The following is a 20,583-nucleotide window of genomic DNA, read 5'->3' as shown; positions in this document are numbered from 1 at the left end:
TCCTTGCCTGATACCGTGCGCATTGCAATACGCATGACAGGAACCACAGCCACAAGCTACTGTAGGTGGTCAGACGCTGCCCTGCCAGCTACGCGTAGGCGTCGGCGCCCGGTACCAGCAACCTGGCCAGGCGCAGCGCCAGGAAACAAAAAGGGCCGCCCGAAGGCAGCCCTGATTGTTTGCAACGGTTCCCGCCGCTCAGCCGTCGATACCCTGCGACTGCAGGTACTCGTCATACGTACCCAGGTAGTCGGTCAGCGTGCCGTCGGTGCGCACTTCAATCACGCGCGTCGCCAGCCCGCTGATTAACTCGCGGTCGTGCGAAACGAAGATCAGGGTGCCCTGGAATTTGTCCAGCGCGATCTGCAGCGATTCGATCGACTCCATGTCCATGTGGTTGGTCGGCTCGTCCATGGCCATCACGTTATGGCGGCCCAGCATCAGCTTGCCCCAGATCATGCGGCCCTTCTCGCCGCCGGACAGCACCTTGACCGACTTCTTGATGTCGTCGGCCGAGAACAGCAGCCGGCCCAGCGTGCCGCGCAGCGAGGTTTCGTCATCGCCCGCCTGCGTCCACTGGCTCATCCAGTCCATCACGTCGCGAGCTTCCGGGAATTCCTCGTACGTGTCCTGCGGCATGTAGCCGACGTTGGCGTTCTCGGCCCACTTGACCGTGCCGCGGTCCACTTCCACGCCGCGCTGCACGCCGGTCTGCACCGCGCCGTTGAGCAGGCTGCGCAGCAGCGTGGTCTTGCCCGCGCCGTTTTCGCCGATGATCGCCACGCGCTCGCCGGCCTGGATCGCCAGCGACAGGCCGTCGATGATCTTGCGGTCGTAGGTCTTGGTGATGTTCTCCACTTCCACGGCCAGGTTGTGCAGCTTCTTTTCGAACTCGAAGCGGATGAACGGGTTCTGGCGCGACGACGGCTTGATGTCGTCGACCTTGATCTTCTCGATCTGCTTGGCGCGCGAGGTGGCCTGGCGGGCCTTGGACTTGTTGGCCGAGAAGCGGCGCACGAAGTCCTGCAGCTCGCTGATGCGCTCCTTGGCGCGCGCGTTGGCGGCCACCTGGCGCTCGCGGGCCTGCATCGACGCTTCCATGTAGTCGTCGTAGTTGCCCGGGTAGACCTTGAGCGTGCCGTAGTCCATGTCGGCCATGTGGGTGCAGACCGAGTTCAGGAAGTGGCGATCGTGGGAGATGATGATCATGGTGGAGTTGCGCTCGTTGAGCACGGCCTCCAGCCAGCGGATGGTGTTGATGTCCAGGTTGTTGGTCGGTTCGTCCAGCAGCAGCACGTCCGGGTTCGAGAACAGTGCCTGCGCCAGCAGCACGCGCAGCTTCCAGCCCGGGGCGACGTCGCTCATATTGCCCTGGTGCTGGCTGGTGGGGATGCCCACGCCCAGCAGCAGTTCGCCGGCGCGCGCCTCGGCCGTGTAGCCGTCGTATTCGGCGTACTTGGCCTCCAGCTCGGCGGCCTTCATGTAGTCTTCGTCGGTGGCCTCGGGGTTGGCGTAGATCGCGTCGCGCTCCTGCGCGGCGCCCCACATCTCGGTGTGGCCCATCATCACCACATCCAGCACGCGCATGTCTTCATAGGCGAACTGGTCCTGGCGCAGCTTGCCCAGGCGCACGCCCGGCTCCAGCATGACGTTGCCCGCCGACGGCTCGAGGTCGCTGCCCAGGATCTTCATGAAGGTGGACTTGCCACAGCCGTTCGCGCCGATCAGGCCGTAGCGGTTGCCCTCGCCGAACTTGACCGAGATATTCTCGAACAACGGCTTGGGGCCGAACTGCATGGTGATGTTTGCGGTAGAAAGCACGTCTGGAACCTTGTCTGGAGATTGTGGCGCCGCGGCGCTGGCCGCGGCTTGCCGGTTTTGCACTCGGGGCGCACCCCCATGCCGCTCAGGATCGCTCAGGGACGGGCCTTGCCGGAGATGCATCGCGCTGGCCAGGGATACTCCGGCGGCCATTGCTGGCGATGCGGCTTGGGCCGCGCCCGGTTCATGCGTGAACCCGGCAGGAAGTCAGGAAATAACCGCACATTCTATCATCCGGACGCATTCCTTGCGACCCGGATGCGCGGTATACAGCCGGCAGCCGCTCAGGCCAGCGCCGGCAGCACCGGATAGTCCGAGAACGCCATGCTGAAGCCGTCGGCACGTGCGGCCAGCCGCACCTGGGCACCGACCGGCAGCGTCAGCTTGCGCGCGCAATGCCCGAACGGCAGCCCGGTCAGCACCGGCACCGTCAACTGGTCGCGCAGGTAGTCCACCACGGCGTCCATGTCGTAGCCGTTGTCGTAGTCGGTGACCCGGTAGTTGGAGAAGTCGCCCAGCACGATGGCGCGCTGCTCGCCCAGCACGCCAGCCTGCTGCAGCTGGACCAGCATGCGCTCCACCCGGTACGGCGGCTCGTTGATGTCCTCCAGGAACAGCACCCCGCCCTCTAGCTGCGGCATGAATGGCGTGCCCAGCAGGCTGCACAGCATCGCCAGGTTGCCGCCCCAGAGCGTGCCTTCCACACTGCCGGAGAACGGCTGGCCGCCCGACTGCGGGGCGGCGATGTCGACGCTGTAGGCAGGGTTGCGCAGGATGCCTTCGAAATGCTCCCACATGAAGGCATCGACCAGCTCGGCGCCAAAGTCAGCCAGCAGCATCGGCCCGGCAAAGGTGACGCCGCCGGTGGCGGCCAGGTAGGCCAGCTGGAACGCGGTGAAGTCGCTGTGGCCGACGATGGGCGTGCCACTGGCGCGGGCCTGGTCGGCAATGCGGGCAAAGTCCAGCTGCGCCAGCAGGCGCGCGATGCCATAACCGCCGCGCACGGCCAGCGTCAGCTCATGCGGCGCGCCCGTGCCAATGGCGTGCAGGTCGGCCAGCCGCTCCGCATCCGTGCCGCCGAAGCGCAGATAGCGCCGCGCCAGCACGTCGGGGTTGGTCATGTGGTAGCCATGATGCTTGAGCCAGGCACACCCGCGCGCGGCGATGGCGATGTCGTGCGGATACCCGGACGAGGCGATCAGTCGGACTTCGGTATGCGGCGGCCTGCTGTTCGGCGTGCTCATGCTTCGGTGTCGTTGTCGTTGTTCTTGCCGGAATCGGTGACTGGCGCGGCGGCGCCTTGCTGCGCGGCCTTCTGCGCCGCCTTCTGGACGCGGCGCCGGGCGCCGAAGAAATCTTTCAGCATCTGGCCGCAGGTGTCGGCCAGCACCCCGCCGGCGATGGTGGTCTGGTGGTTGAGCTGCGCCTGTTCGAACAGGTTGAGCACGCTGCCGGCGGCGCCGGTCTTGGGATCGGTCGCGCCGAACACCACGTGGCGCAGCCGCGCGTGCAGGATCGCGCCGCTGCACATGGCGCACGGTTCCAGGGTCACGTACAGCTCGCACTCGGGCATGCGGTAATTGCCGATGACCTGGGCGGCGGCGCGCAGGGCCCGCATCTCGGCATGCGCGGACGGGTCGACCGAGCGGATCGGCAGGTTGTGGCCGCGCGCGATGATGGTGTCGTTCCAGACCACCACCGCGCCCACCGGCACTTCGCCGGCGGCTTCGGCCAGGCGGGCTTCTTCCAGCGCGGCGCGCATGTAGCGCGCATCGCGCTCGGCGGCCTCGGCCGGGTCGTCAGGCAGCGCGCGCGGCGCGCGCACGGGCAGCGGCGGCGTTTCTGTCATCGTCCCCGCTCAGTCCTGCGCCGGCGGCACGGCGGGCGCGCTGACTTCGGCCCAGCAATTGGGTGTTTCGAACAGCACCAGCCTGGTCAGCTGCAGGTGGTGGCCGAAGCAGTCCTTGAACACCGGCGCCAGGATGTCGAACGCGACCTGCGCCAGGTTCTCGACCGTCGGGATCGCGTCCAGCACCACGGTCTTGTGCCCTTCCATCGATTGCAGGAAGTTCAGCAGCGCGGTGTCGCCGCGGTAGATCAGGAAGGCATGGTCCCACTTGTTGACCAAGTGCTCGTTGGCGAGCGCCTTGATGTCGCCGAAGTCCAGGATCATGCCGTCATCCGACGCGCCTTCGCGATGCAGGACCTCGCCCGACAGCGTCAGGTCCAGCCGGTAGCGGTGGCCGTGGATATTGCGGCACTGGCCACAGTGGTTCGGGATGCGGTGGCCGGAGTCGAACTCCAGCCGGCGGGTAATGGAAACTTGTTTGCTCATGTGTAGCGGCGCCATGCCGGCCGCCTGCGTTGGGACGGACGCCGCGCGCGCGTCCGAAGCCTGTATTGTGTACGTTTTGCCGCCCGTTGGGCGAGCAATGGATGCCTGCCGCTCAGCGGATGCCCAGCAGCTTGTGGGTCTGCAGCGACAGCCGCCAGCGCGGATGGCGCTGGCAGAACGCCACCGCGGCGGCGGTATTTTCCCTCGCCAGCGGGCCATCCATGGCTTGCACCAGGAAATGGCGGAAATCAAGCTTCTCGTATGCGGCAAAGTCCTGCCCGTCCTGCGGGATCACCACCTTCAGCTCGTCGCCGCGCGTGACCACCAGTTCCGAGCCCATCTTGGGGCTGACGCAGATCCAGTCGATACCCGGCGGCACGGCGATGGTGCCGTTGGTCTCGATGGCGATCTCGAAGCCCTGCGCATGCAGCGCGTCGATCAGCGGCGCATCGAGCTGCAGCAGCGGCTCGCCGCCGGTGCAGACCACCAGCGGCTTGCCGCCGGCGCCCTGCGGCCATTCCGACGCGACCACGGCAGCCAGCTCTTCGGCAGTGCGGTACTTGCCGCCGCGGGTGCCATCGGTGCCGACAAAATCCGTATCGCAGAACTGGCATACCGCACTGGCGCGGTCTTCCTCGCGGCCGGTCCACAGGTTGCAGCCGGCAAAGCGGCAGAACACCGCGGCGCGGCCGGCGTTGGCGCCTTCGCCCTGCAGCGTATAGAAGATTTCCTTGACGGCGTAAGTCATGCGTGGGGTCTCTCTGGGACCGTAAACGGACAATCGGCAGCGCTTTGCTGGCCGGGGTTCAGTAAAGGGTGGGCAGGGCCGGTGCCGGATCTCGCGTCTTGCCGCGTCCTTGGTCGCGTCTCGATGTGGACCGTTGGGTATCGATCGGGCGGCATTGCTGACGGCACGCACGGATTGCATCCGTGCAAGGCTCCGGGCGCTGCCGGAGGGGCCGTCCTGGCCTGTCGCAGGCTGCGTCCGGCACGGGACCGAACGTACTGCAAGTATACCAGAGGGCTCAGGGTTTTCGCTTAGCCGCCATCGGGGCACGGTCGGGCTCGCCTGCCAGGTTGGCGGCCAGGAAGTCCAGGAAACAGGCAATCCGTGCCGACAGCTGCGTATTCAGGTAGTACACCGCGTGGATCGATTGCCGCACCTCCACGGTCGGGTCCACCAGCACCTGCACCAGGTCACCCGCGCGGCGGTCGGCCTCGGTCATGAAATCGGCCAGGCACACCAGCCCCTGGCCCGCCAGCGCCAGGTGGCGCAGGGTTTCGCCGCTGGAAGCCGCCAGATGTGGCCGAATCGGCAGCTCCATGCCAGCTTCGGTCCGCAGCGGCCAGCGGTTCAGCCCCTCCGGCTGGGTGAAGCCCAGCAGCGTATGCCCGGCCAGGTCGGCCACCCCGCGCGGCCGCCCGTGCGCTTTCAGGTAGGCCGGGCTGGCCAGCACCCGCAGCCGCGAGGTGCCCAGCGCACGCGCATGCAGCGTCGAATCGCGCAGCACGCCGATGCGGATGGCGACGTCGGTGCGGTGCTCGATCAGGTCGATGATCTGGTCGTTGGTATTCAGTTCCAGCTCGATGTCGGGATACAGGCGCCGGAATTCTCCGACCAGCGGCACCACCGCGTGCAGCATGAACGGCGATGCCGCATTGACACGTAGCTTGCCGGCCGGGCGCTGGCGCCGCAGCGCCATCTGCTCTTCAGCCAGGTCGGCCGCGGACAGGATGCCGCGCGCATGCGCCAGCATGGCGCCGCCCTCTTCCGTCAGCTCCAGCCGGCGCGTGGTCCGGCGCAGCAGCGTGGTTTCCAGCTTGTCTTCCAGGCGGCTCAATGCGCGGCTGATGCCCGAAACAGTCTGCCCGAGCTGCTCGGCAGCGGCCGTGATCGAGCCGGTATCGACCACGGCGACAAAGGCGGCAAGTTCTTCCAGGGTCAGCTTCATTCTTGAATTTTAGTCAAATATCTTCTGCAGATCACCGGGTTTTTCTGCAAGAACACCCACGGCACACTGCGCCCTGTTCCTGATTCCTTTTTCCGTTGTTGCCCGCTACCGGAGGCTGCATCATGCCCATTGCCCTGTTCGCGCTGACCATCAGCGCGTTTGCCATCGGCACGACCGAGTTCGTGATCGTTGGCCTGATCCCCACCATTGCCGCAGACCTGCGCGTATCCCTGCCATCGGCCGGGCTGCTGGTCAGCCTGTATGCGCTCGGCGTCGCCGTCGGCGCGCCCGTGCTGACTGCGCTGACCGGGCGCATCCCGCGCAAGCTGCTGCTGCTGTCGCTGATGGCACTGTTTACGCTCGGCAACCTGCTGGCGTGGAAATCACCCGGCTACGAATCGCTGGTGCTGGCGCGCGTGCTGACCGGCCTCGCCCACGGCGTGTTCTTCTCGATCGGCTCGACCATCGCCACCGGCCTGGTGCCGCGCGAGAAGGCCGCCAGCGCGATCGCCATCATGTTTACCGGCCTGACCGTGGCGCTGGTGACCGGCGTACCGCTGGGCACCTTCATCGGCCAGCACCTCGGCTGGCGCGAGACCTTCCTCGCCGTCTCGGCGCTGGGCGGCGTGGCCTTTGTCGGCAGCCTGCTGTTCGTGCCGCGTACCATCGCGCATACGCCGCCGGCGTCGCTGCTGCAGCAGGCGCGTGTGCTGGCCGAGCCGCGGCTGCTGCTGGTGTACGCCAAGACCGCGATCGGCTATGGCGGTTCGTTCATCCCCTTCACCTTCCTCGCCCCGATCCTGCAGGACGTTTCCGGCTTTAGCGCCGGCGCGGTCGGGCTGGTGATGCTGGTGTATGGTGTCTCGGTTGCCGCCGGCAATATCTGGGGCGGCCGCCTGGCCGACCGCCGCGGCCCGATCCCCGCGCTGAAGCTGGTGTTCCTGCTGCTGTCCCTGGTGCTGTTCGTGCTGACCTTTACCGCGCCGCATCGCTGGCTGGTGGTAGCGACCGTGCTGGCCTGGGGTGCCGTGGCCTTCGGCAACGTGCCCGGACTGCAGGTCTATGTGGTCAAGCAGGCGGAGCGCTTCACGCCTGACGCCGTGGATGTGGCCTCCGGCCTGAACATCGCCGCCTTCAATCTGGGCATCGCCGGCGCGGCCTGGGCCGGCGGCCTGATCGTGACCCACCTGGGTCTGATGCAGACCCCGTGGATCGGCGCGCTGGTGGTGCTGGTGGCGCTGGCCCTGACCGAACTGAGCGGGCGCCTGGACCGCGCCGCGGGCTTCGATGCCCGCAGCGGCAGCATGCCGCCCAGTGCCATGACGCATTGATCCGCGCCCGGTACCGACTCTTCCCGAACACCCTGCAAGCCAAGGAGAACATCATGCAGATTCCCGCCATCGGCCTCGGCACTTTCCGACTCAAGGGCCAGCAAGTCATCGACTCGGTGCGCACCGGCCTGGAACTGGGCTACCGCCATGTCGACACCGCCCAGATCTACGACAACGAGGCCGAAGTCGGCCAGGCCATCGCCGCCAGCGGCGTGCCGCGCCAGGACCTGTTTGTCACCACCAAGATCTGGACCGAAGCACTGGGCCGCGACCGCCTGCGCGCCAGCCTGGAGCAAAGCCTGGAAAAGCTGCAACTGGACCAGGTCGACCTGACGCTGATCCACTGGCCGTCGCCCGGCGATGCCATCCCCGTGCAGGAATACATGGAGGCACTGGCCGAAGCACGCGCCGCCGGCCTCACCCGCGCCATCGGCGTGTCGAACTTCACCATCGGCCACCTGCAGCAGGCTATCGACGCCATCGGCGCCGGCCAGATCGCCACGCAGCAGATCGAGATGCACCCGTTCCTGCAGAATCGCAAGCTCGCCGATTTCACCCGCGCGCAGGGCATCCACATCACGGCCTATATGCCGCTGGCCTACGGCAAGGTGATGCAAGACCCGGTGCTGCAGCGGATTGCCCAGGCGCACGGCGCATCACCCGCGCAGGTCGCGCTGGCATGGCTGCTGCAGCAGGGCTATGCGGTGATCCCGTCGTCGACCAAGCGCACCAACCTGGAGAGCAACCTGGCGGCGGCGTCGCTGCGCCTGTCGGAGCGGGAGATGGCAGCCATTGCGGGACTGGACCGCGGCGAGCGGCTGGCAAACCCGGGCTTTGCGCCGGAGTGGGACTGAGCGCGGACCCCGCCCCAAATGAAAAGCCGGGCGCGCATGACTAAATCTTGATAATCGGACTTCGAGTAGATAATCCCCCGATTCTTACATTCGAAAGAGATCCCTTTCTCCGCGACGCCCCCTCCGAGGGGGCGAGTCCACTGGGTGGGCTGAGTGGTCTGCGCGGTGGTGCGTAGATTTTCGTCTGAGAAAAGCAGATAGTTATTAATGTAGCGATGCTGGCGTGGTACGAATTGCAATCTGCCTGATCTGCCCGCGCGCACGAATCGTTCGAGTCACTTGAAGGCTACTAGCGGACCGCAGCGCTACCTCTCGCCACGGCAACAATAAGCGCTGTTTGTGTAGGCTAGGGAATCGCTGATCAATGAGGTTTGCGCTTGATGTTGCACAAGCCAAGGATTTCGGTTTTCGCAACGCGGGAGAGATGGGCCGATTCAAGCCATTTTTCTCTCGTTTGGCACCATTTCTGGCGCGCTTTGCGCGCTCAGGACGGATTGCTCCCCTGTGAGGCCAACAACAGCTTCCTGCCGAGCACCAGATTCGCCAGACCAAACAGGCTGAACAACTGTGCCGTGTTCTTGACCAGGCCCTTGTAGCGAACCTTGCGATGACCAAACAGATTCTTGATGACGTGGAACGGATGCTCGACCCGCGCCCGAATCTGGGCCTTGGCCCGCTCGACAGCGATCAGCAAGTCCTTGACCGCACCGTCACGCATTGCCTTAATCTTGCCGCGCTTGACGGCCACGTGCCACTTCACGGACTTGCCTTGCATCTCCTTGCGCTTGTCCACGCCCGTGTAGCCCGCGTCGCCAAACGCGTGCTCTTCGTAGCCATGCAGCAAGGCATGCGCCTGCGACACATCCGACTCGTTGGCCGCCGTGCCCACCACGCTGTGCACCAGCCCCGAAGTCGCATCCACGCCGAGATGCGCCTTCATGCCAAAGTGCCATTCATTACCCTTCTTGGTCTGGTGCATCTCCGGGTCGCGGCTCTTCTCCTTGTTCTTGGTCGATGGTGGCGCCTCGATGATGGTGGCATCCACAATCGTGCCTTCCTTCATCATCAGCCCCCGCTCGCACAGCATGATGCCGATCTCGTCAAACAGCTTTCGCGTCAGTTCATGCTCGACGAGCAGGCGGCGAAACTTCAGCAGCGTGGTCGCGTCTGGCACCGCTTCGACCGCCAAGTCGATCCCGGCAAATGCCCGCATCGCCATGCTGTCGTACAGCGCGTCTTCCAGCGCCTCGTCCGACAGCCCGTACCACTGCTGGAGGAAGTAGATGCGCAGCATCCGCTCCAGACCGATCGGCGGCCGTCCACGTTTTCCCTTGGGGTAGTACGGCTCGACCGCCTCAATCAGGCGCGACCACGGCACCAAACTCTCCATCTCCGTCAGGAAGCGCTCGCGTCGCGTCACCCGCTTCTTGCCGTGGCTCTCGGCTTCCGCAAAACTGATCTGTCGCTTCATCTCCGACTCATATCGTGGGCATGCACATGACAACGCTTGCACGCCAGTCAACGATGACTGCCGCGCTGATTAAATCAGTCTTTCCCTAGAGAATGCCGCGCGAAGATTGCGACGGCGTCCACGCCTTAGCCCACCTCCCAACTTCCAGTGCCGCGTCAGGGACCGTAACGCCTGGTCGACACGACTCTACGCGGGGACGCCATGGAAGACGAAAAAGACGGACGAACCCCACAGCGAATACCGAGACACCTGTGGGCGATGTTGCGAGTGCGGGTCAGCGAATGGTTCATTGGCGGCGTCCTCCTGGCGATCACCGGCTTCGCGCCGCAGGAATTCATCGCTCAACTGATCCGCTCTATTGCGGCGCCGGAGAGGGTGGAGCATTTGTCGCGCCTGGCGCTCGATGCCCGGCCGGTGATTGTCCTTGTTGGCATCGCAATCATCGTGGCTGACGGGCTGTATCGGAACCGGCACCGACCGGTCACCGCTGTCCCGGGAAGGCCGCCGCTCACCAAGGATGGCGCGGAGCGTTTGCAACCTGACGGCAGGGCGCCGGTGGAAAGCGAACCGAGTGAACCGGAAGCATTACCGCGCCCAAATAATCCACAGCTACCGGAGGGGCGATTGATACTGGTCGTGCTTCCGTTCGAAAGTCTCGGTGGCGGCGACAAATATGATTACTTCAGTGAGGGCTTGACTGAGGACATGATCACCCAGCTTGCCCGGCTCAGCCCGGAGCGCCTGGGTGTAATCGCCCGGATTTCGGCGATGCGCTACAAATCCACGACCAGGACCATTCATCAGATCGGCCAGGACCTCGGGGTGTCCCACGTGCTTGAGGGAAGCGTGCGGCGTGCCGGAGACCGGGTACGGGTTGCGGCGCAGCTGATCCGGGTAAGCGACGAAACGCACCTTTGGGCCGAGACCTACGAGGGAAACCGGCATGACATCCTGGCACTCCAGATCGAGGTGGCGAAGGCAATTGCCCGCGAAATTGAGATCAAGCTCACGCCGCACGAGCAAGGGCGTCTGGACCGCACTCATGCCATCGATGCGCAGGCGCACGAAGCGTATCTCAAGGGGCGTCACTTCTGGTCCACGCGCACCGAAGAAGGAATGCGAAAGAGCATTGAGTATTTTGAGCTCGCTATAGAACACCAGCCGGACTTTGCGGCCGCCTATGATGGCGTGGCCGATGCCTACACGATGCTTGCATGTCGCGGCGTGAGCCCTGCGCGCGAAACGTTTCATAAGGCAAAAATGGCAGCCAGGAAAGCGCTGCAGATTGAGCCTGATTTGGGTGAAGCTTATGCGTCACTGGCCCATGTGCGTTTGCACGATTGGGATTGGGTCGATCTGGAACAGGATTTCCTGCGCGCCATTGAACTGAATCCAGGACACGCGATCGCCTATTACTGGTACGCGGAATATCTCATGATGGCAGGCAGAGCCGACGAAGCCATTGCCAGGGTCAGGCAGTCCCAACAGATGGATCCGTTGAATTCAGTGCTGAATTCATCTGTTGCCATCATCTTGTACCTTGCTCGGCGATACGACCAGGCACGGGAAGAACTCCGTAAAGCCCTGGAAATCGATCCAAACCACTTTCTGCTTCACTTCAGGCTGGGATTGGTTTACCAGCAACAGAAGTTGTTCCATGACGCAATCGAGGAGATGCAGAAGGCTGTAACGCTTTCCGGGAGGAGCACAGAGGCGCTGACGGGGCTGGCCCAGACCTACGCTGCCGCCGACATGAGAGCGGCCATGCAGCAGATCGTGGATGCGCTGGAGACGGAATCCGAAAAGCACTACGTCCACCCCTACAACATGGCGAAAGTATTTGGTTCGCTCGGGGACAAGGAGCAGACCCTCGCCTGGCTGGAAAAGGCCTACGTTGAGCACAGTCCTGACTTCATCGAGCTCAGGACAGAACCTGCCTTCGACAGCGCTCGTTTCGATCCCAGATTCTCTGGACTGCTATCCCGCGTCGGGTTCAACCAGATCTGAACGACGACGCTGATGGGCGCCAGGGCAAGTGGCTGCGCATGACTCCGGCTGCAGTCGCTGAATCGGCGTCTCCCCCTGACGCTGTCGCGTCGGGGGGAATGGCTGGGAGCCATGCGCGCATGGATGTTGCTAACGGCCAGGCGCGAAGCCCGGCTTTTTCCTCTCCGGCCTGCCGGTCTTACTTGAGCCCCAGGTAATCGCGCTTGCCGATCTGCACCCCCTTGTGGCGCAGGATGTCGTAGGCCGTGGTCACGTGGAAGTAGAAATTGGGCAAGGCAAAGCCCAGCAGGTAGGACTTGCCGTCGAACCGCACCGCCCCTTGGCGCAGCTTCAGTTCGATCACCCGCTGTTCGCTGCCCTCCAGCTGCGCGGGCGTGATCTGCTCCAGGAACACGATGGTGCGCGCGATGCGGTCCTGCAGCTCGGCAAACGTGACCTCGGTATCGGCAAAGGAAGGCGCCTCGATACCCGCCAGCCGCGCGGCGCAGCTCTTGGCGGCATCGCTGGCGCGCTGCACCTGCGCCGACAGCGGGTCCATATCGGCAATCAGCCGGGTCTGGATCAGGTCGGCCGGGTCCATCCCCTGTGCCTGCGCGTGCGCCGCGCCCTTGACGAGGATCGCGTCCAGGTTGCCGAATGCGCGGATAAACGGGGGAATCGAAACGTCGTACATCGAGAGTGCCATGGGGGTCTCCTGTGCAGGGCTTGGCTGGCTTGTCGTGGGGGCTCCGGTTTTCGGGCCACACCGCAGCCGCGAGCATAGACCGGATCGGCAATTGCTGCTGGACCAGGCCGGCTCCATTTGCCCTGACTGCATCGGCCCATGTCGAGCCACTGGGCTGAACCCGGCGCCGCGGGCAGCGGGAAGGCCGGCGCACCGGCCGGGGGAAACCTGATTTAACATATCCGGCCATCGCCCCCGCTATCTTGCGGCCTTGTGACCGCGCCCCACATGAACGCGCCGTTCCCTCTTCGCACGGAATGCCCGCCTGGCGCCTGCATCTGCGGGCGCGAAGCGCTGCTGAGTGACCCCGACGCCGACTTGCGCGTGCTGCGGCTCACCCGTGCCGAGGAAAAGCGGCTGGTCGAGCGACTGGAAAGCCTGACCAGCCTGGCCGAACTGCAGCGGATGGAAAGCCTGATGCAAACCCAGCTGGGCATCGTGCTGACCATCACGCCGAGCGCGCGCGGCGTGCGCACGGTGCGCGGCATCAGCATCCAGGTGCAGGAACAGCCCGGCCTGTGCCGCAAGATCCGCCAGTCGATCCCGGCCGCCATCCGCCGCAGCATGGAAGAGCATCCCGAGATCGCCTACGCGATCGTGGATGCCCACGACCTGCTGGGCGGCATCTGAGCGGGACGCCGAAACCGGTCAGGCGTTGCTGTCCGCAAGGCGCAATGCGTGATCGCGGACATCCACGGGCCATGCCGCGATCCGCTGTGCAAAGCCCGCCACATCGCCCGCGAACAGCGACCGCGCGGCTTCCTCGAAGCCGGGCAGATCCCCGGCCATCGCCACCATGAAGTGATAGGCCCGCTCGCTTGCAAGGCGGCTGCGGTCCTTGTCGGCGTTGTCGCGGCGCGCCTGCTCGACCAGCTTGCGCAGGGCGACGGACGCCCCGCCCGGCTGGGCCGCCAGCCATTCCCAATGGCGCGGCAGCAGCGTCACCTCGCGCGACACCACGCCCAGCTTCGGGCGCCCGCGGCCCCGGGGTCCGGCGATATCCGCCGCGTCGTCCTTTTCGTCGTCCCTTTTGCCTGCCGGCTGCCTCGCAGACTCAAGCTGGGCAGCGCGCTCAGCAGTCCGCGCCAAGACGGCCGCCTCCGTCCCGCTGGTATCCAGGTCGATCGCCCGGCCCGTGCCGTCGTCGAAGACCAGCACCGGCCCGGCCGCGCCAGCCTCCAGCGCTCGCTTGAGCGCCAGCGCATTGGATTGCAGCGAACCCGAGGCGATGCGCCGGTGGCCGTCAAAGGTCGAGTAGGTATGAGACGTTGCGTTGGTCATGGGAATGCTCCTGAGAGACGATCCCCAAATATTACCCGGATAAAATAAATTGTCAATATTACCTGGGTATAAATGTACGGCTGCCACCCATCCCTTCAGGCACCCCGCCCTGTGATCCGCGCCAGGGTCTGCTCCAACTCGCGGCGATCCGCCTGCCGCTTGGCTGCGGAGCGCTGGGCCAGGTTATGCAGCTTGCGCCGCACGCCCGGCAACTCACCTGCGTGCGGAAACCCTATGAGCGCGAAATCCGGCTTCTCGTCCTCCACCGACCCGAGAAACGCACAGGATGGTTTGTCCAGCCACCCCGCCACCCTTGCCAGCAGGCGCTCGCGGCTTGCCAGCAGGGCTTGCGCACTGACCGGCTCGGCGGTCATGCCCTTGAAATGCGCGTCGAACGTTGCCGCAAAATCCGCTGGGACCCGAGGGGCCAGCATCTCCCAGGCAGGTTTGGGGCTGCACGTCAGGTACACGAGGAAAGTCCGCCAGAGCCGCTCATCCGCGCGCTCGTCCTCCAGCAGCAGGCTGACGTCGAACAGATCGCGCGGATGCTGCCGCGACAAGGCGGCGGCCAGCTTGCCGGCATAAAGATCGGCGAAATCCAGCACCTGCATGGAGGCAAAGCCGAACGCCTCTTCCACCTTCGGCCTGACCACCATGCTGCGCACCGGATGCACTGTGCCGCGCATGACCGGTGTGGTCTCGATCTGCACGCGCGCGCGGCCACGGCTGGCCACCAGCCGCGTCACCGACCGCGTCCCTTCGCCGGCCGACGACTGCACCTGCAGTTGCAGCGGCCTGGCGCGCAGCGCATCGGCCAGTTGCTCCAAGGCCGCAGCGATCAGGGCCGCGTCCTCGGCGAAGTCATGTACTGGCAACCACGCCAGGTCGATGTCCACCGACAACCGCGGCAGGTCATGCTCGAACAGGTTGATCGCCGTGCCCCCTTTAAGCGCGAAGCGCGGCTCTTTCGCCAGGACCGGCAGGATCTCGACCAGCAATTGCACCCGGTCGGTATAGCGCTTATCCCAGATGCTCATCCAGGTCTACAGGCAAAGTAATCTGATAGGTCGGGTGCAGGCGCCCACCGGGCACCAGCGCGCGCTTGCCTCGGCCCAGATCGACCCCGTCGAGCGGGACATGCGCCAGCCATGCATGCCGGTGGCGTTCAGCGAGCGCCAGGAACAGGCGCTTGGCCTTGATGCTGCGGCAATGGCGCAGCAGCATGCCGACGCGCTGCGGCCGCAGCGTCGTCATCGCCTGCATCAGCGCATCGACCTCATAGACCAGGGCCGCATTTGCCACGCCATCGCATAGTTCCAGCATGGCCCGCTCGGGCGTGGCACAAGCCAGGGCATCGGTGCCCGGACTGATCTCGTGCCACGTCAGTCCATGATCGAGCAACGCCTGCTCCGGCAGGTCGGGCGTGAAGCGCAACGCCGGCAGGTCGAAAGGCCCCTTGCCGTGAAATTTGAAGTGCTCGTTCAATGGCAGCTTGCCCACCCAGCCCGGCAGCCGTTCCGGCCCGTAGAGCGTGATCGTGGCGGCTTCGCCCAGGCGCAGGTAGTGCTCATGCCCCTGCATGGCCAGCGCAAAGCGCCCGCCAACGTGCAGCGGCAATGCCTCGTTGGCCTGGAGGCTATGGACCACGCCTTGCCATTGCAGGCGGCCACCCTGCCTCATGTAGACGCCGCGCGCTGGCGAAACCATCCAGCCGCTGGCCACATAGCGCGCGACAAGGCTGTTGGAATACCCATGCGCCCGCAGCCACCGGCTGGAGACCAGGGTGGTGTCGCCTAGCGTTGCGAGGAGCTGGTTTAGTTTTCCGTGATTTTGATCACCCATAGTGTTCAAAATACACATTTGGCAAACCCTTGCCAAGTAGAGGTTTAGCCAGGGGCCAATATGATCACTTTCAATGTTCTTTTTTCAACAAAATTAAACCTGGCCGCCGGCGCCTGTCATTGCCAGTGCCGCCGCAATGCCCGCCCACCGCGCCGCGCCAGCCAGGTCGTCCCCCGCGGCCAAGCGCGCAAGCCATGCGCCATCCAAACAATCCCCTGCGCCGGTTGCATCCAGCCACGCTATCGAAGCGCCGGGTACTTGCCATGTCAGCCAGCCGGGCCAAAGTCGAGCAGCACCTTGCAGCATTCGCGCGGATTGCGCTCGGCCAGCGCGAAGGCGTCGGCAACATCGCGGAAACCGACGTGGTGCGTGACAATTTGCCCGGGATTGACCAGGCCTTTCGCGATCCAGTCAAGCACCGTCGGGAACATCGCGCAATTCAGCCGCGAGGCATACAGCGTCAGTTCCTTCTTGGTGAGTTCCTGCTGCGGGATCGCCGATGGGGTTGATGAAAAGCCCAACACACCGATACGCCCGGCCGGTGCCGCGATGCGCACGGCCTCCTCCAGGATTGCCGGATGGCATACGGCGTCATAGATCAGCGTTGGCCCGCCTGCCACGCCTCGCGCCGCCAGCGCCTGTTCGATCGGCTCGCGCGCGGTGTTGATGACCTCGTCCTCACCGGCACCGCATTGCCGCGCGAGCGCCAGGCGCTCGTCGAGGTGATCCGTGATGTAGGCGCGGATGCCATGGACTCGCTTGAGGACCTGCATCAGATTGAGCCCGACTGCCCCCGCGCCATAGATCAACGCCACATCCTGCGCGAGCACGCCGGTGCGGTGCGTCACATTGGCGGCCACGGCAAACGGCTCGATCACCGAAGCGCTGGCTTCCGGCATGCCGTCCGGGATCACATAGGCATTGCCGGCCGGCACGCAGGCGTACTCGCTGAAGCCGCCGTCGCGGTGCACCCCGATCACCTGGAGCCGGCTGCACACGTTCTGGCGGCCAATCCGGCACGCGTGGCATTGCCCGCAACTGATGACCGGATCCGCCACCACGCGCTGACCGATGCGTGACGCGTCGACGCCGGCACCGACGGCATCGATGGTGCCGACGAACTCATGGCCGATGACGCGCGGATACGCCACGAACGGATTGTGACCGCGGAAAATATGCAGGTCGGAGCCGCAGATGCCGGCATAGCGCACGCGCACGCGCACCTCGCCAGCGGCAGGCTCCGGCATCGGCCGCTCGCAGACGGCCATGCTGTTGGGTTCTTCGACAACAATGCTGAGCATCGGAAACTCCGGCTACCAGTGCCACATGGAGCCATCCGCCAGCCGGGCGACCGGCAGGTAGGCACGTTCGTACGGATACTTCGCGGCCAGCGCCTCGTCGATATCGACGCCCAGGCCCGGCACCTCGTCCATGACCAGGTAGCCGTCTTCGAAGCGGTAGTTGTGCGGAAAGACCGCATCGGTCAGTTCGCTGTGCGGCATCAACTCCTGGATGCCGAAGTTGGGCACCCACAGCCCGAAGTTCACCGCGGCCGCCATGCACACCGGCGAGAGGTCGGTCGCCCCATGGAACCCTGTCCGTACCTGGTACATGGCTGCGAAGTCCGCGATGTGCCGCACGTGGGTGATGCCGCCCGCATGGACGATGGTGGCGCGGATGTAGTCGACCAGCTGCTCGCTGATCAGCGTCTTGCAGTCCCAGACCGAGTTGAAGATCTCCCCCACGGCCAGCGGCGTGGTGGTGTGCTGGCGGATCAGCCGGAACGCCTCCTGGTTCTCTGCCGGGGTGGCGTCTTCCAGCCAGAACAGGCTGAAGGGCTCAAGCGCCTTGCCGAGCCGCGCGGCCTCGACCGGCGTCAGGCGGTGGTGGGCGTCGTGCAGCAGGTGGGGTCCGAAACCCACGGCGTCGCGCACCTTGCGGAACAGTTCGGGCGTATGGCGCAGGTAGAGCGAGGTATCCCAGGGCTCTTCCGGCGGCAGGCCTTTCTCGGCGGGTTCGTAATGGCCGCCCCCCTTGCCCACGCCATACACCTTGCCCAGACCCGGCACGCCGGACTGCACGCGGATGGCCTTGTAGCCCTGCTCCACGTGACGCTGCACGGCCTCCACGGCCTCGGCATGGTCGCGCCCGTTGGCGTGGCCATACACCATCAGTCCCTGCCGGCTCCTGCCACCCAGCAACTGGTACACCGGCATGCCGGCCAGCTTGCCCTTGATATCCCACAGCGCCATGTCGATGGCGGCGATGGCCGTCATCGTCACCGGGCCACGGCGCCAGTAGGCGCCGCGATACAGGTATTGCCAGATATCTTCGATATTGCGGGGATCGCGCCCGATCAGGCACGGGATCACGTGCTCGTCCAGGTAGGCCTTGACCGCCAGTTCCCGCCCGTTGAGCGTGGCATCGCCCAGGCCGTAAACGCCTTCATCCGTCATCACCTTGACCGTGACAAAGTTGCGCCCCGGACAGGTGACAATGGTCTGTACTGATTCGATCTTCAAGTCGCGTTCCCCCCGCGAGGTCAGTCAGTGAAATAGCTCTCCGGCGCTTGCTTGCGCAGCGCCTGGAGATGCTCGGTGATGTGGTTGATATGCGAGGCGACGCTGGCCCCGAGGCCCGCGACATCGCGCGCCGCCATCTGCGCCAGCATCTGTTCGTGCTCCTGCAGCGCGCGGCTGGCGTGGTCGGCCACCCGGCCCAGCAGCAGCCAGCGCACCCGGTCGAAATGCCGCTTGATGGGCTCGAGCATGGCCCAGACATTGTGCCGGCCCGCAAACTCGAACAGCCTGCGGTGCATCAACTCATCCAGCTCCGAGAACAAATCCGTCTGGTTGCCGGCGACCGCAGCGCGCTGGCGCGCGACGATGCTGCCGAACTCGGCCAGCTGCTCGCTCGTGATGGACAGCGCCAGTTGCACGTGATTGGCACATTCCAGCGTGCAGCGCACGAAACGCCCCTCTTCGATCAGTGCGGTGCGTACCGGCGCGACGATCGTGCCGACCTGCCGGTAGATCTGCACCAGTTGTTCGTCGGCAAGCATGGCCAGGGCTTCGCGCACCGGTGTGCGGCTGACTTCGATCGCCTGGGAAATTGCCGCCTCGGACAGCGCCATGCGCGGGGGCAGCGTGCCGCGCACGATGGCGCGCTGGAGCACCGCGTGGACCTGGGCGGTATAGGAACGGTCCTTTTCGAGCTGGAACCCGGCCAGCGCACGGGCCAGGATCTCATCGGGATTCAGGGCTTCCTGGGAGTTTTCGCGGACGAGCGAGATACGGGAGGCGCGCATTTGGGGTCGGATATTTGAATGTTACTGCCATGGTAGCACGTCAATGTTTTGGACATGTTTCGGCGTAAACCCGCATGGATTCATCGAAACGTCACCGCTACAGTGCATAACACCGCCGCACTACCATGGTAGATTGCAAGGGAATGTGATTCTTTATAGATATGCAACCGACTTCCGCCATGGCAGCAAGCCATCTTCGCCTGTCACAACGCACCCTCCTCAAGGTGCGTGCCAGGGTCGAGCGTCCTCGCTACGAGCGCGCCCGCCTGAGCGCAGGCATCGTGCATCTGGGTCTGGGCGCATTCCACCGCGCCCACCAGGCGCTGTACACGGAAGCTGCCCTGGCACAGGGCGACCCCCGATGGGGCATTGTCGGCGTGAGCTTGCGCAGCCCCGCCACGGGCAACATGCTGCAAGCCCAGGACCATCTCTATTCCGTCACCGAGCGTCACGGCGATAGCAGCCACACCCGGATCGTCGGCGCTGTCGTCGCATCGCTGTATGCGCCGCAGGCCCTGCAGCAGGTCATCGACGCCATCGCTGACCCGGCGGTCTGCGTCGTCACCAGCACCGTGACCGAGAAGGGCTACAGCCAGCACCCGTCCACGGCCGGGCTCGACCTGGACGATGCCGACATCCGCCACGATCTGGCCAACCCGGAGCGCCCCCGCAGCACCCTCGGCATCCTCGCGGCGGGCATCCGCCGCCGGCCGCGCGGCGCCCCGCTCAGCGTGGTGTGCTGCGACAACATGGCGGACAATGGCGACACCCTGCGTCGGCTGCTGATGCAGTTCGCCGAATTGTCCAACCCGGAACTGGCCCGGCGCATCGAAGACAACATCGCGCTGCCCAACTCCATGGTCGACCGGATCGTGCCGGCCGCCAGCGCCGCATCGCTCGACCTGGCCAGCCAGCATCTCGGCGTGCGCGACGAAGCCGCCGTCGTCTGCGAGCCCTTCACGCAATGGGTCATCGAAGACCGTTTTGCCGGGCCGCGGCCCGCATGGGAAGCCGGTGGCGCGCTGCTGACGGCCGATGTCCGGCCCTATCAGGCGATGAAGCTGCGCCTGCTCAACGGCACCCATTCGGCAATGGCTTATTCCGGACAGCTGTGCGGATTCGCCAGCATCGCGGATGTCATGGCAAATCCCGCTGCCGCAGCCTTTGCGCGGGGCGTGATGGCAGACTTGCGCGCCACCGTTGCGGCACCGCCAGGCTATGACGTCGAGCGCTACTGCCGCGCACTGCTGCATCGCTTCGAGAACACCGCGCTGGCGCACCTGACCGCGCAGATCGCAACGGATGGCACGCAGAAGATCCCCGTACGCTGGCTTCCCGCCTTGCGCGAAAGCTGCAGCGCAGGCATCGAACGCCCATTCCTTGAGCGTGCGCTGGCGATGTGGCTGCATTACCTGCGAACCGGCCGCAGCGACCACGGCGACGTACTTGTAATCGGCGACCCTGGCGCCGCTGCATTGGCCTGTCGCCTGCGCAGCGCAGGCAGCGACGCCGAGGCTGTCCGCCAGGCGCTGGGGCATGCCGCCGTATTCGGCACAACGCCGTGGCCGGCGCCCCTTGCCGCCCGCCTTGCCGCTTACCTGGCGGTACTGGCACACCGGGGCGCGTCCGCATTGCTGCCCAGGCCGCCAGGTCAGTAG

19 protein-coding genes and 1 pseudogene are annotated in these 20,583 nt (G+C 65.3%); 5 read left to right on the top strand and 15 right to left on the bottom strand.

Annotated elements, in window-relative coordinates; genetic code table 11:
• Positions 1 to 198 precede the first annotated feature (198 nt).
• The 6 genes from ACZ5MJ_RS08170 to ACZ5MJ_RS08145 form a co-directional block, all read right to left on the bottom strand.
• On the bottom strand, positions 199 to 1,821 hold the full coding sequence (locus tag ACZ5MJ_RS08170; RefSeq protein ID WP_464223330.1) for an ABC-F family ATPase: 1,623 nt from the start codon (positions 1,819 to 1,821) through the stop codon (positions 199 to 201).
• A gap of 284 nt (positions 1,822 to 2,105) precedes the next feature.
• The gene (gene ldcA / locus ACZ5MJ_RS08165) at positions 2,106 to 3,065 is read right to left on the bottom strand and encodes a muramoyltetrapeptide carboxypeptidase (RefSeq protein WP_464223329.1); all 960 of its coding nucleotides are present in this window, start codon (positions 3,063 to 3,065) and stop codon (positions 2,106 to 2,108) included.
• Positions 3,062 to 3,670, bottom strand: coding sequence for a tRNA adenosine(34) deaminase TadA (gene tadA, locus ACZ5MJ_RS08160; protein ID WP_464223328.1), 609 nt, complete (start codon positions 3,668 to 3,670; stop codon positions 3,062 to 3,064). Before tadA ends, ldcA begins: the two co-directional genes overlap by 4 nt.
• Before the next feature lie 9 nt (positions 3,671 to 3,679).
• Positions 3,680 to 4,156 (bottom strand): 6-pyruvoyl trahydropterin synthase family protein, encoded by a 477-nt coding sequence (locus ACZ5MJ_RS08155; RefSeq protein WP_464223327.1) that lies wholly within the window; start codon positions 4,154 to 4,156, stop codon positions 3,680 to 3,682.
• A 112-nt stretch (positions 4,157 to 4,268) separates the two neighbouring features.
• On the bottom strand, positions 4,269 to 4,904 hold the full coding sequence (gene queE, locus ACZ5MJ_RS08150) for a 7-carboxy-7-deazaguanine synthase (protein WP_464223326.1): 636 nt from the start codon (positions 4,902 to 4,904) through the stop codon (positions 4,269 to 4,271).
• Positions 4,905 to 5,181: 277 nt separating this feature from the next.
• Positions 5,182 to 6,108: a LysR substrate-binding domain-containing protein gene (locus ACZ5MJ_RS08145; protein WP_464223325.1), complete on the bottom strand. Its 927-nt coding sequence runs from the start codon at positions 6,106 to 6,108 to the stop codon at positions 5,182 to 5,184.
• A gap of 122 nt (positions 6,109 to 6,230) precedes the next feature.
• Between ACZ5MJ_RS08145 and ACZ5MJ_RS08140 the strand changes: the two genes are divergently transcribed.
• Positions 6,231 to 7,439 carry an MFS transporter gene (locus ACZ5MJ_RS08140; RefSeq protein WP_464223324.1) on the top strand — a complete coding sequence of 403 codons (1,209 nt, stop codon included), beginning with the start codon at positions 6,231 to 6,233 and terminating at the stop codon, positions 7,437 to 7,439.
• Positions 7,440 to 7,492: 53 nt separating this feature from the next.
• Positions 7,493 to 8,293 carry a 2,5-didehydrogluconate reductase DkgB gene (gene dkgB / locus ACZ5MJ_RS08135; protein WP_464223323.1) on the top strand — a complete coding sequence of 267 codons (801 nt, stop codon included), beginning with the start codon at positions 7,493 to 7,495 and terminating at the stop codon, positions 8,291 to 8,293.
• 484 nt (positions 8,294 to 8,777) lie between these two features.
• On the opposite strand, the gene ACZ5MJ_RS08130 is transcribed toward dkgB, so the two are convergent.
• Positions 8,778 to 9,764 carry an IS5 family transposase gene (locus ACZ5MJ_RS08130; protein ID WP_464222743.1) on the bottom strand — a complete coding sequence of 329 codons (987 nt, stop codon included), beginning with the start codon at positions 9,762 to 9,764 and terminating at the stop codon, positions 8,778 to 8,780.
• A 201-nt stretch (positions 9,765 to 9,965) separates the two neighbouring features.
• Here ACZ5MJ_RS08130 and ACZ5MJ_RS08125 point away from each other — a divergent pair, with 201 nt between their 5' ends.
• On the top strand, positions 9,966 to 11,771 hold the full coding sequence (locus ACZ5MJ_RS08125; protein ID WP_464223322.1) for a tetratricopeptide repeat protein: 1,806 nt from the start codon (positions 9,966 to 9,968) through the stop codon (positions 11,769 to 11,771).
• A 178-nt stretch (positions 11,772 to 11,949) separates the two neighbouring features.
• Here the strand turns inward: ACZ5MJ_RS08125 and ACZ5MJ_RS08120 are convergent, their stop codons facing one another.
• The gene (locus ACZ5MJ_RS08120) at positions 11,950 to 12,456 is read right to left on the bottom strand and encodes a DUF1993 domain-containing protein (RefSeq protein WP_464223321.1); all 507 of its coding nucleotides are present in this window, start codon (positions 12,454 to 12,456) and stop codon (positions 11,950 to 11,952) included.
• Positions 12,457 to 12,723: 267 nt separating this feature from the next.
• Here ACZ5MJ_RS08120 and ACZ5MJ_RS08115 point away from each other — a divergent pair, with 267 nt between their 5' ends.
• The gene (locus ACZ5MJ_RS08115) at positions 12,724 to 13,125 is read left to right on the top strand and encodes a hypothetical protein (RefSeq protein WP_464223320.1); all 402 of its coding nucleotides are present in this window, start codon (positions 12,724 to 12,726) and stop codon (positions 13,123 to 13,125) included.
• 18 nt (positions 13,126 to 13,143) lie between these two features.
• Here the strand turns inward: ACZ5MJ_RS08115 and ACZ5MJ_RS08110 are convergent, their stop codons facing one another.
• The 7 genes and pseudogenes from ACZ5MJ_RS08110 to ACZ5MJ_RS08080 form a co-directional block, all read right to left on the bottom strand.
• Positions 13,144 to 13,776: a DUF2239 family protein gene (locus ACZ5MJ_RS08110; protein WP_464223319.1), complete on the bottom strand. Its 633-nt coding sequence runs from the start codon at positions 13,774 to 13,776 to the stop codon at positions 13,144 to 13,146.
• A gap of 95 nt (positions 13,777 to 13,871) precedes the next feature.
• The gene (locus ACZ5MJ_RS08105) at positions 13,872 to 14,813 is read right to left on the bottom strand and encodes a nucleotidyl transferase AbiEii/AbiGii toxin family protein (protein WP_464223318.1); all 942 of its coding nucleotides are present in this window, start codon (positions 14,811 to 14,813) and stop codon (positions 13,872 to 13,874) included.
• Positions 14,797 to 15,618: a type IV toxin-antitoxin system AbiEi family antitoxin domain-containing protein gene (locus tag ACZ5MJ_RS08100; protein ID WP_464223317.1), complete on the bottom strand. Its 822-nt coding sequence runs from the start codon at positions 15,616 to 15,618 to the stop codon at positions 14,797 to 14,799. Before ACZ5MJ_RS08100 ends, ACZ5MJ_RS08105 begins: the two co-directional genes overlap by 17 nt.
• A gap of 93 nt (positions 15,619 to 15,711) precedes the next feature.
• Positions 15,712 to 15,876 (bottom strand): annotated as a pseudogene (locus tag ACZ5MJ_RS08095) (sugar kinase); the annotation flags it as partial.
• Positions 15,877 to 15,884: 8 nt separating this feature from the next.
• Positions 15,885 to 16,919: a Zn-dependent oxidoreductase gene (locus ACZ5MJ_RS08090; RefSeq protein WP_464223316.1), complete on the bottom strand. Its 1,035-nt coding sequence runs from the start codon at positions 16,917 to 16,919 to the stop codon at positions 15,885 to 15,887.
• Positions 16,920 to 16,931: 12 nt separating this feature from the next.
• On the bottom strand, positions 16,932 to 18,140 hold the full coding sequence (gene manD / locus ACZ5MJ_RS08085; protein ID WP_464223315.1) for a D-mannonate dehydratase ManD: 1,209 nt from the start codon (positions 18,138 to 18,140) through the stop codon (positions 16,932 to 16,934).
• A 20-nt stretch (positions 18,141 to 18,160) separates the two neighbouring features.
• The gene (locus ACZ5MJ_RS08080; RefSeq protein ID WP_432260130.1) at positions 18,161 to 18,925 is read right to left on the bottom strand and encodes a GntR family transcriptional regulator; all 765 of its coding nucleotides are present in this window, start codon (positions 18,923 to 18,925) and stop codon (positions 18,161 to 18,163) included.
• Positions 18,926 to 19,104: 179 nt separating this feature from the next.
• Here ACZ5MJ_RS08080 and ACZ5MJ_RS08075 point away from each other — a divergent pair, with 179 nt between their 5' ends.
• Entirely contained in the window at positions 19,105 to 20,583 is a 1,479-nt protein-coding gene (locus tag ACZ5MJ_RS08075; RefSeq protein ID WP_464223314.1) for a mannitol dehydrogenase family protein, read from the top strand.

It is taken from the genome of Cupriavidus sp. LA-1, assembly GCF_055385985.1.
This window is presented reverse-complemented; position numbering and strand designations above follow the sequence as displayed.

Coding starts and splice junctions, on each gene's coding strand:
- tadA (WP_464223328.1), bottom strand. CDS start 3,670: ATGACAGAAACGCCGCCGCTGCCCGTGCGCGCGCCGCGCGCGCTGCCT.
- ACZ5MJ_RS08140 (WP_464223324.1), top strand. CDS start 6,231: ATGCCCATTGCCCTGTTCGCGCTGACCATCAGCGCGTTTGCCATCGGC.
- ACZ5MJ_RS08100 (WP_464223317.1), bottom strand. CDS start 15,618: ATGGGTGATCAAAATCACGGAAAACTAAACCAGCTCCTCGCAACGCTA.
- ACZ5MJ_RS08110 (WP_464223319.1), bottom strand. CDS start 13,776: ATGACCAACGCAACGTCTCATACCTACTCGACCTTTGACGGCCACCGG.
- ACZ5MJ_RS08075 (WP_464223314.1), top strand. CDS start 19,105: ATGGCAGCAAGCCATCTTCGCCTGTCACAACGCACCCTCCTCAAGGTG.
- ACZ5MJ_RS08105 (WP_464223318.1), bottom strand. CDS start 14,813: ATGAGCATCTGGGATAAGCGCTATACCGACCGGGTGCAATTGCTGGTC.
- ACZ5MJ_RS08090 (WP_464223316.1), bottom strand. CDS start 16,919: ATGCTCAGCATTGTTGTCGAAGAACCCAACAGCATGGCCGTCTGCGAG.
- ldcA (WP_464223329.1), bottom strand. CDS start 3,065: ATGAGCACGCCGAACAGCAGGCCGCCGCATACCGAAGTCCGACTGATC.
- ACZ5MJ_RS08155 (WP_464223327.1), bottom strand. CDS start 4,156: ATGAGCAAACAAGTTTCCATTACCCGCCGGCTGGAGTTCGACTCCGGC.
- ACZ5MJ_RS08120 (WP_464223321.1), bottom strand. CDS start 12,456: ATGGCACTCTCGATGTACGACGTTTCGATTCCCCCGTTTATCCGCGCA.
- ACZ5MJ_RS08130 (WP_464222743.1), bottom strand. CDS start 9,764: ATGAAGCGACAGATCAGTTTTGCGGAAGCCGAGAGCCACGGCAAGAAG.
- ACZ5MJ_RS08115 (WP_464223320.1), top strand. CDS start 12,724: ATGAACGCGCCGTTCCCTCTTCGCACGGAATGCCCGCCTGGCGCCTGC.
- ACZ5MJ_RS08080 (WP_432260130.1), bottom strand. CDS start 18,925: ATGCGCGCCTCCCGTATCTCGCTCGTCCGCGAAAACTCCCAGGAAGCC.
- ACZ5MJ_RS08145 (WP_464223325.1), bottom strand. CDS start 6,108: ATGAAGCTGACCCTGGAAGAACTTGCCGCCTTTGTCGCCGTGGTCGAT.
- dkgB (WP_464223323.1), top strand. CDS start 7,493: ATGCAGATTCCCGCCATCGGCCTCGGCACTTTCCGACTCAAGGGCCAG.
- ACZ5MJ_RS08125 (WP_464223322.1), top strand. CDS start 9,966: ATGGAAGACGAAAAAGACGGACGAACCCCACAGCGAATACCGAGACAC.
- queE (WP_464223326.1), bottom strand. CDS start 4,904: ATGACTTACGCCGTCAAGGAAATCTTCTATACGCTGCAGGGCGAAGGC.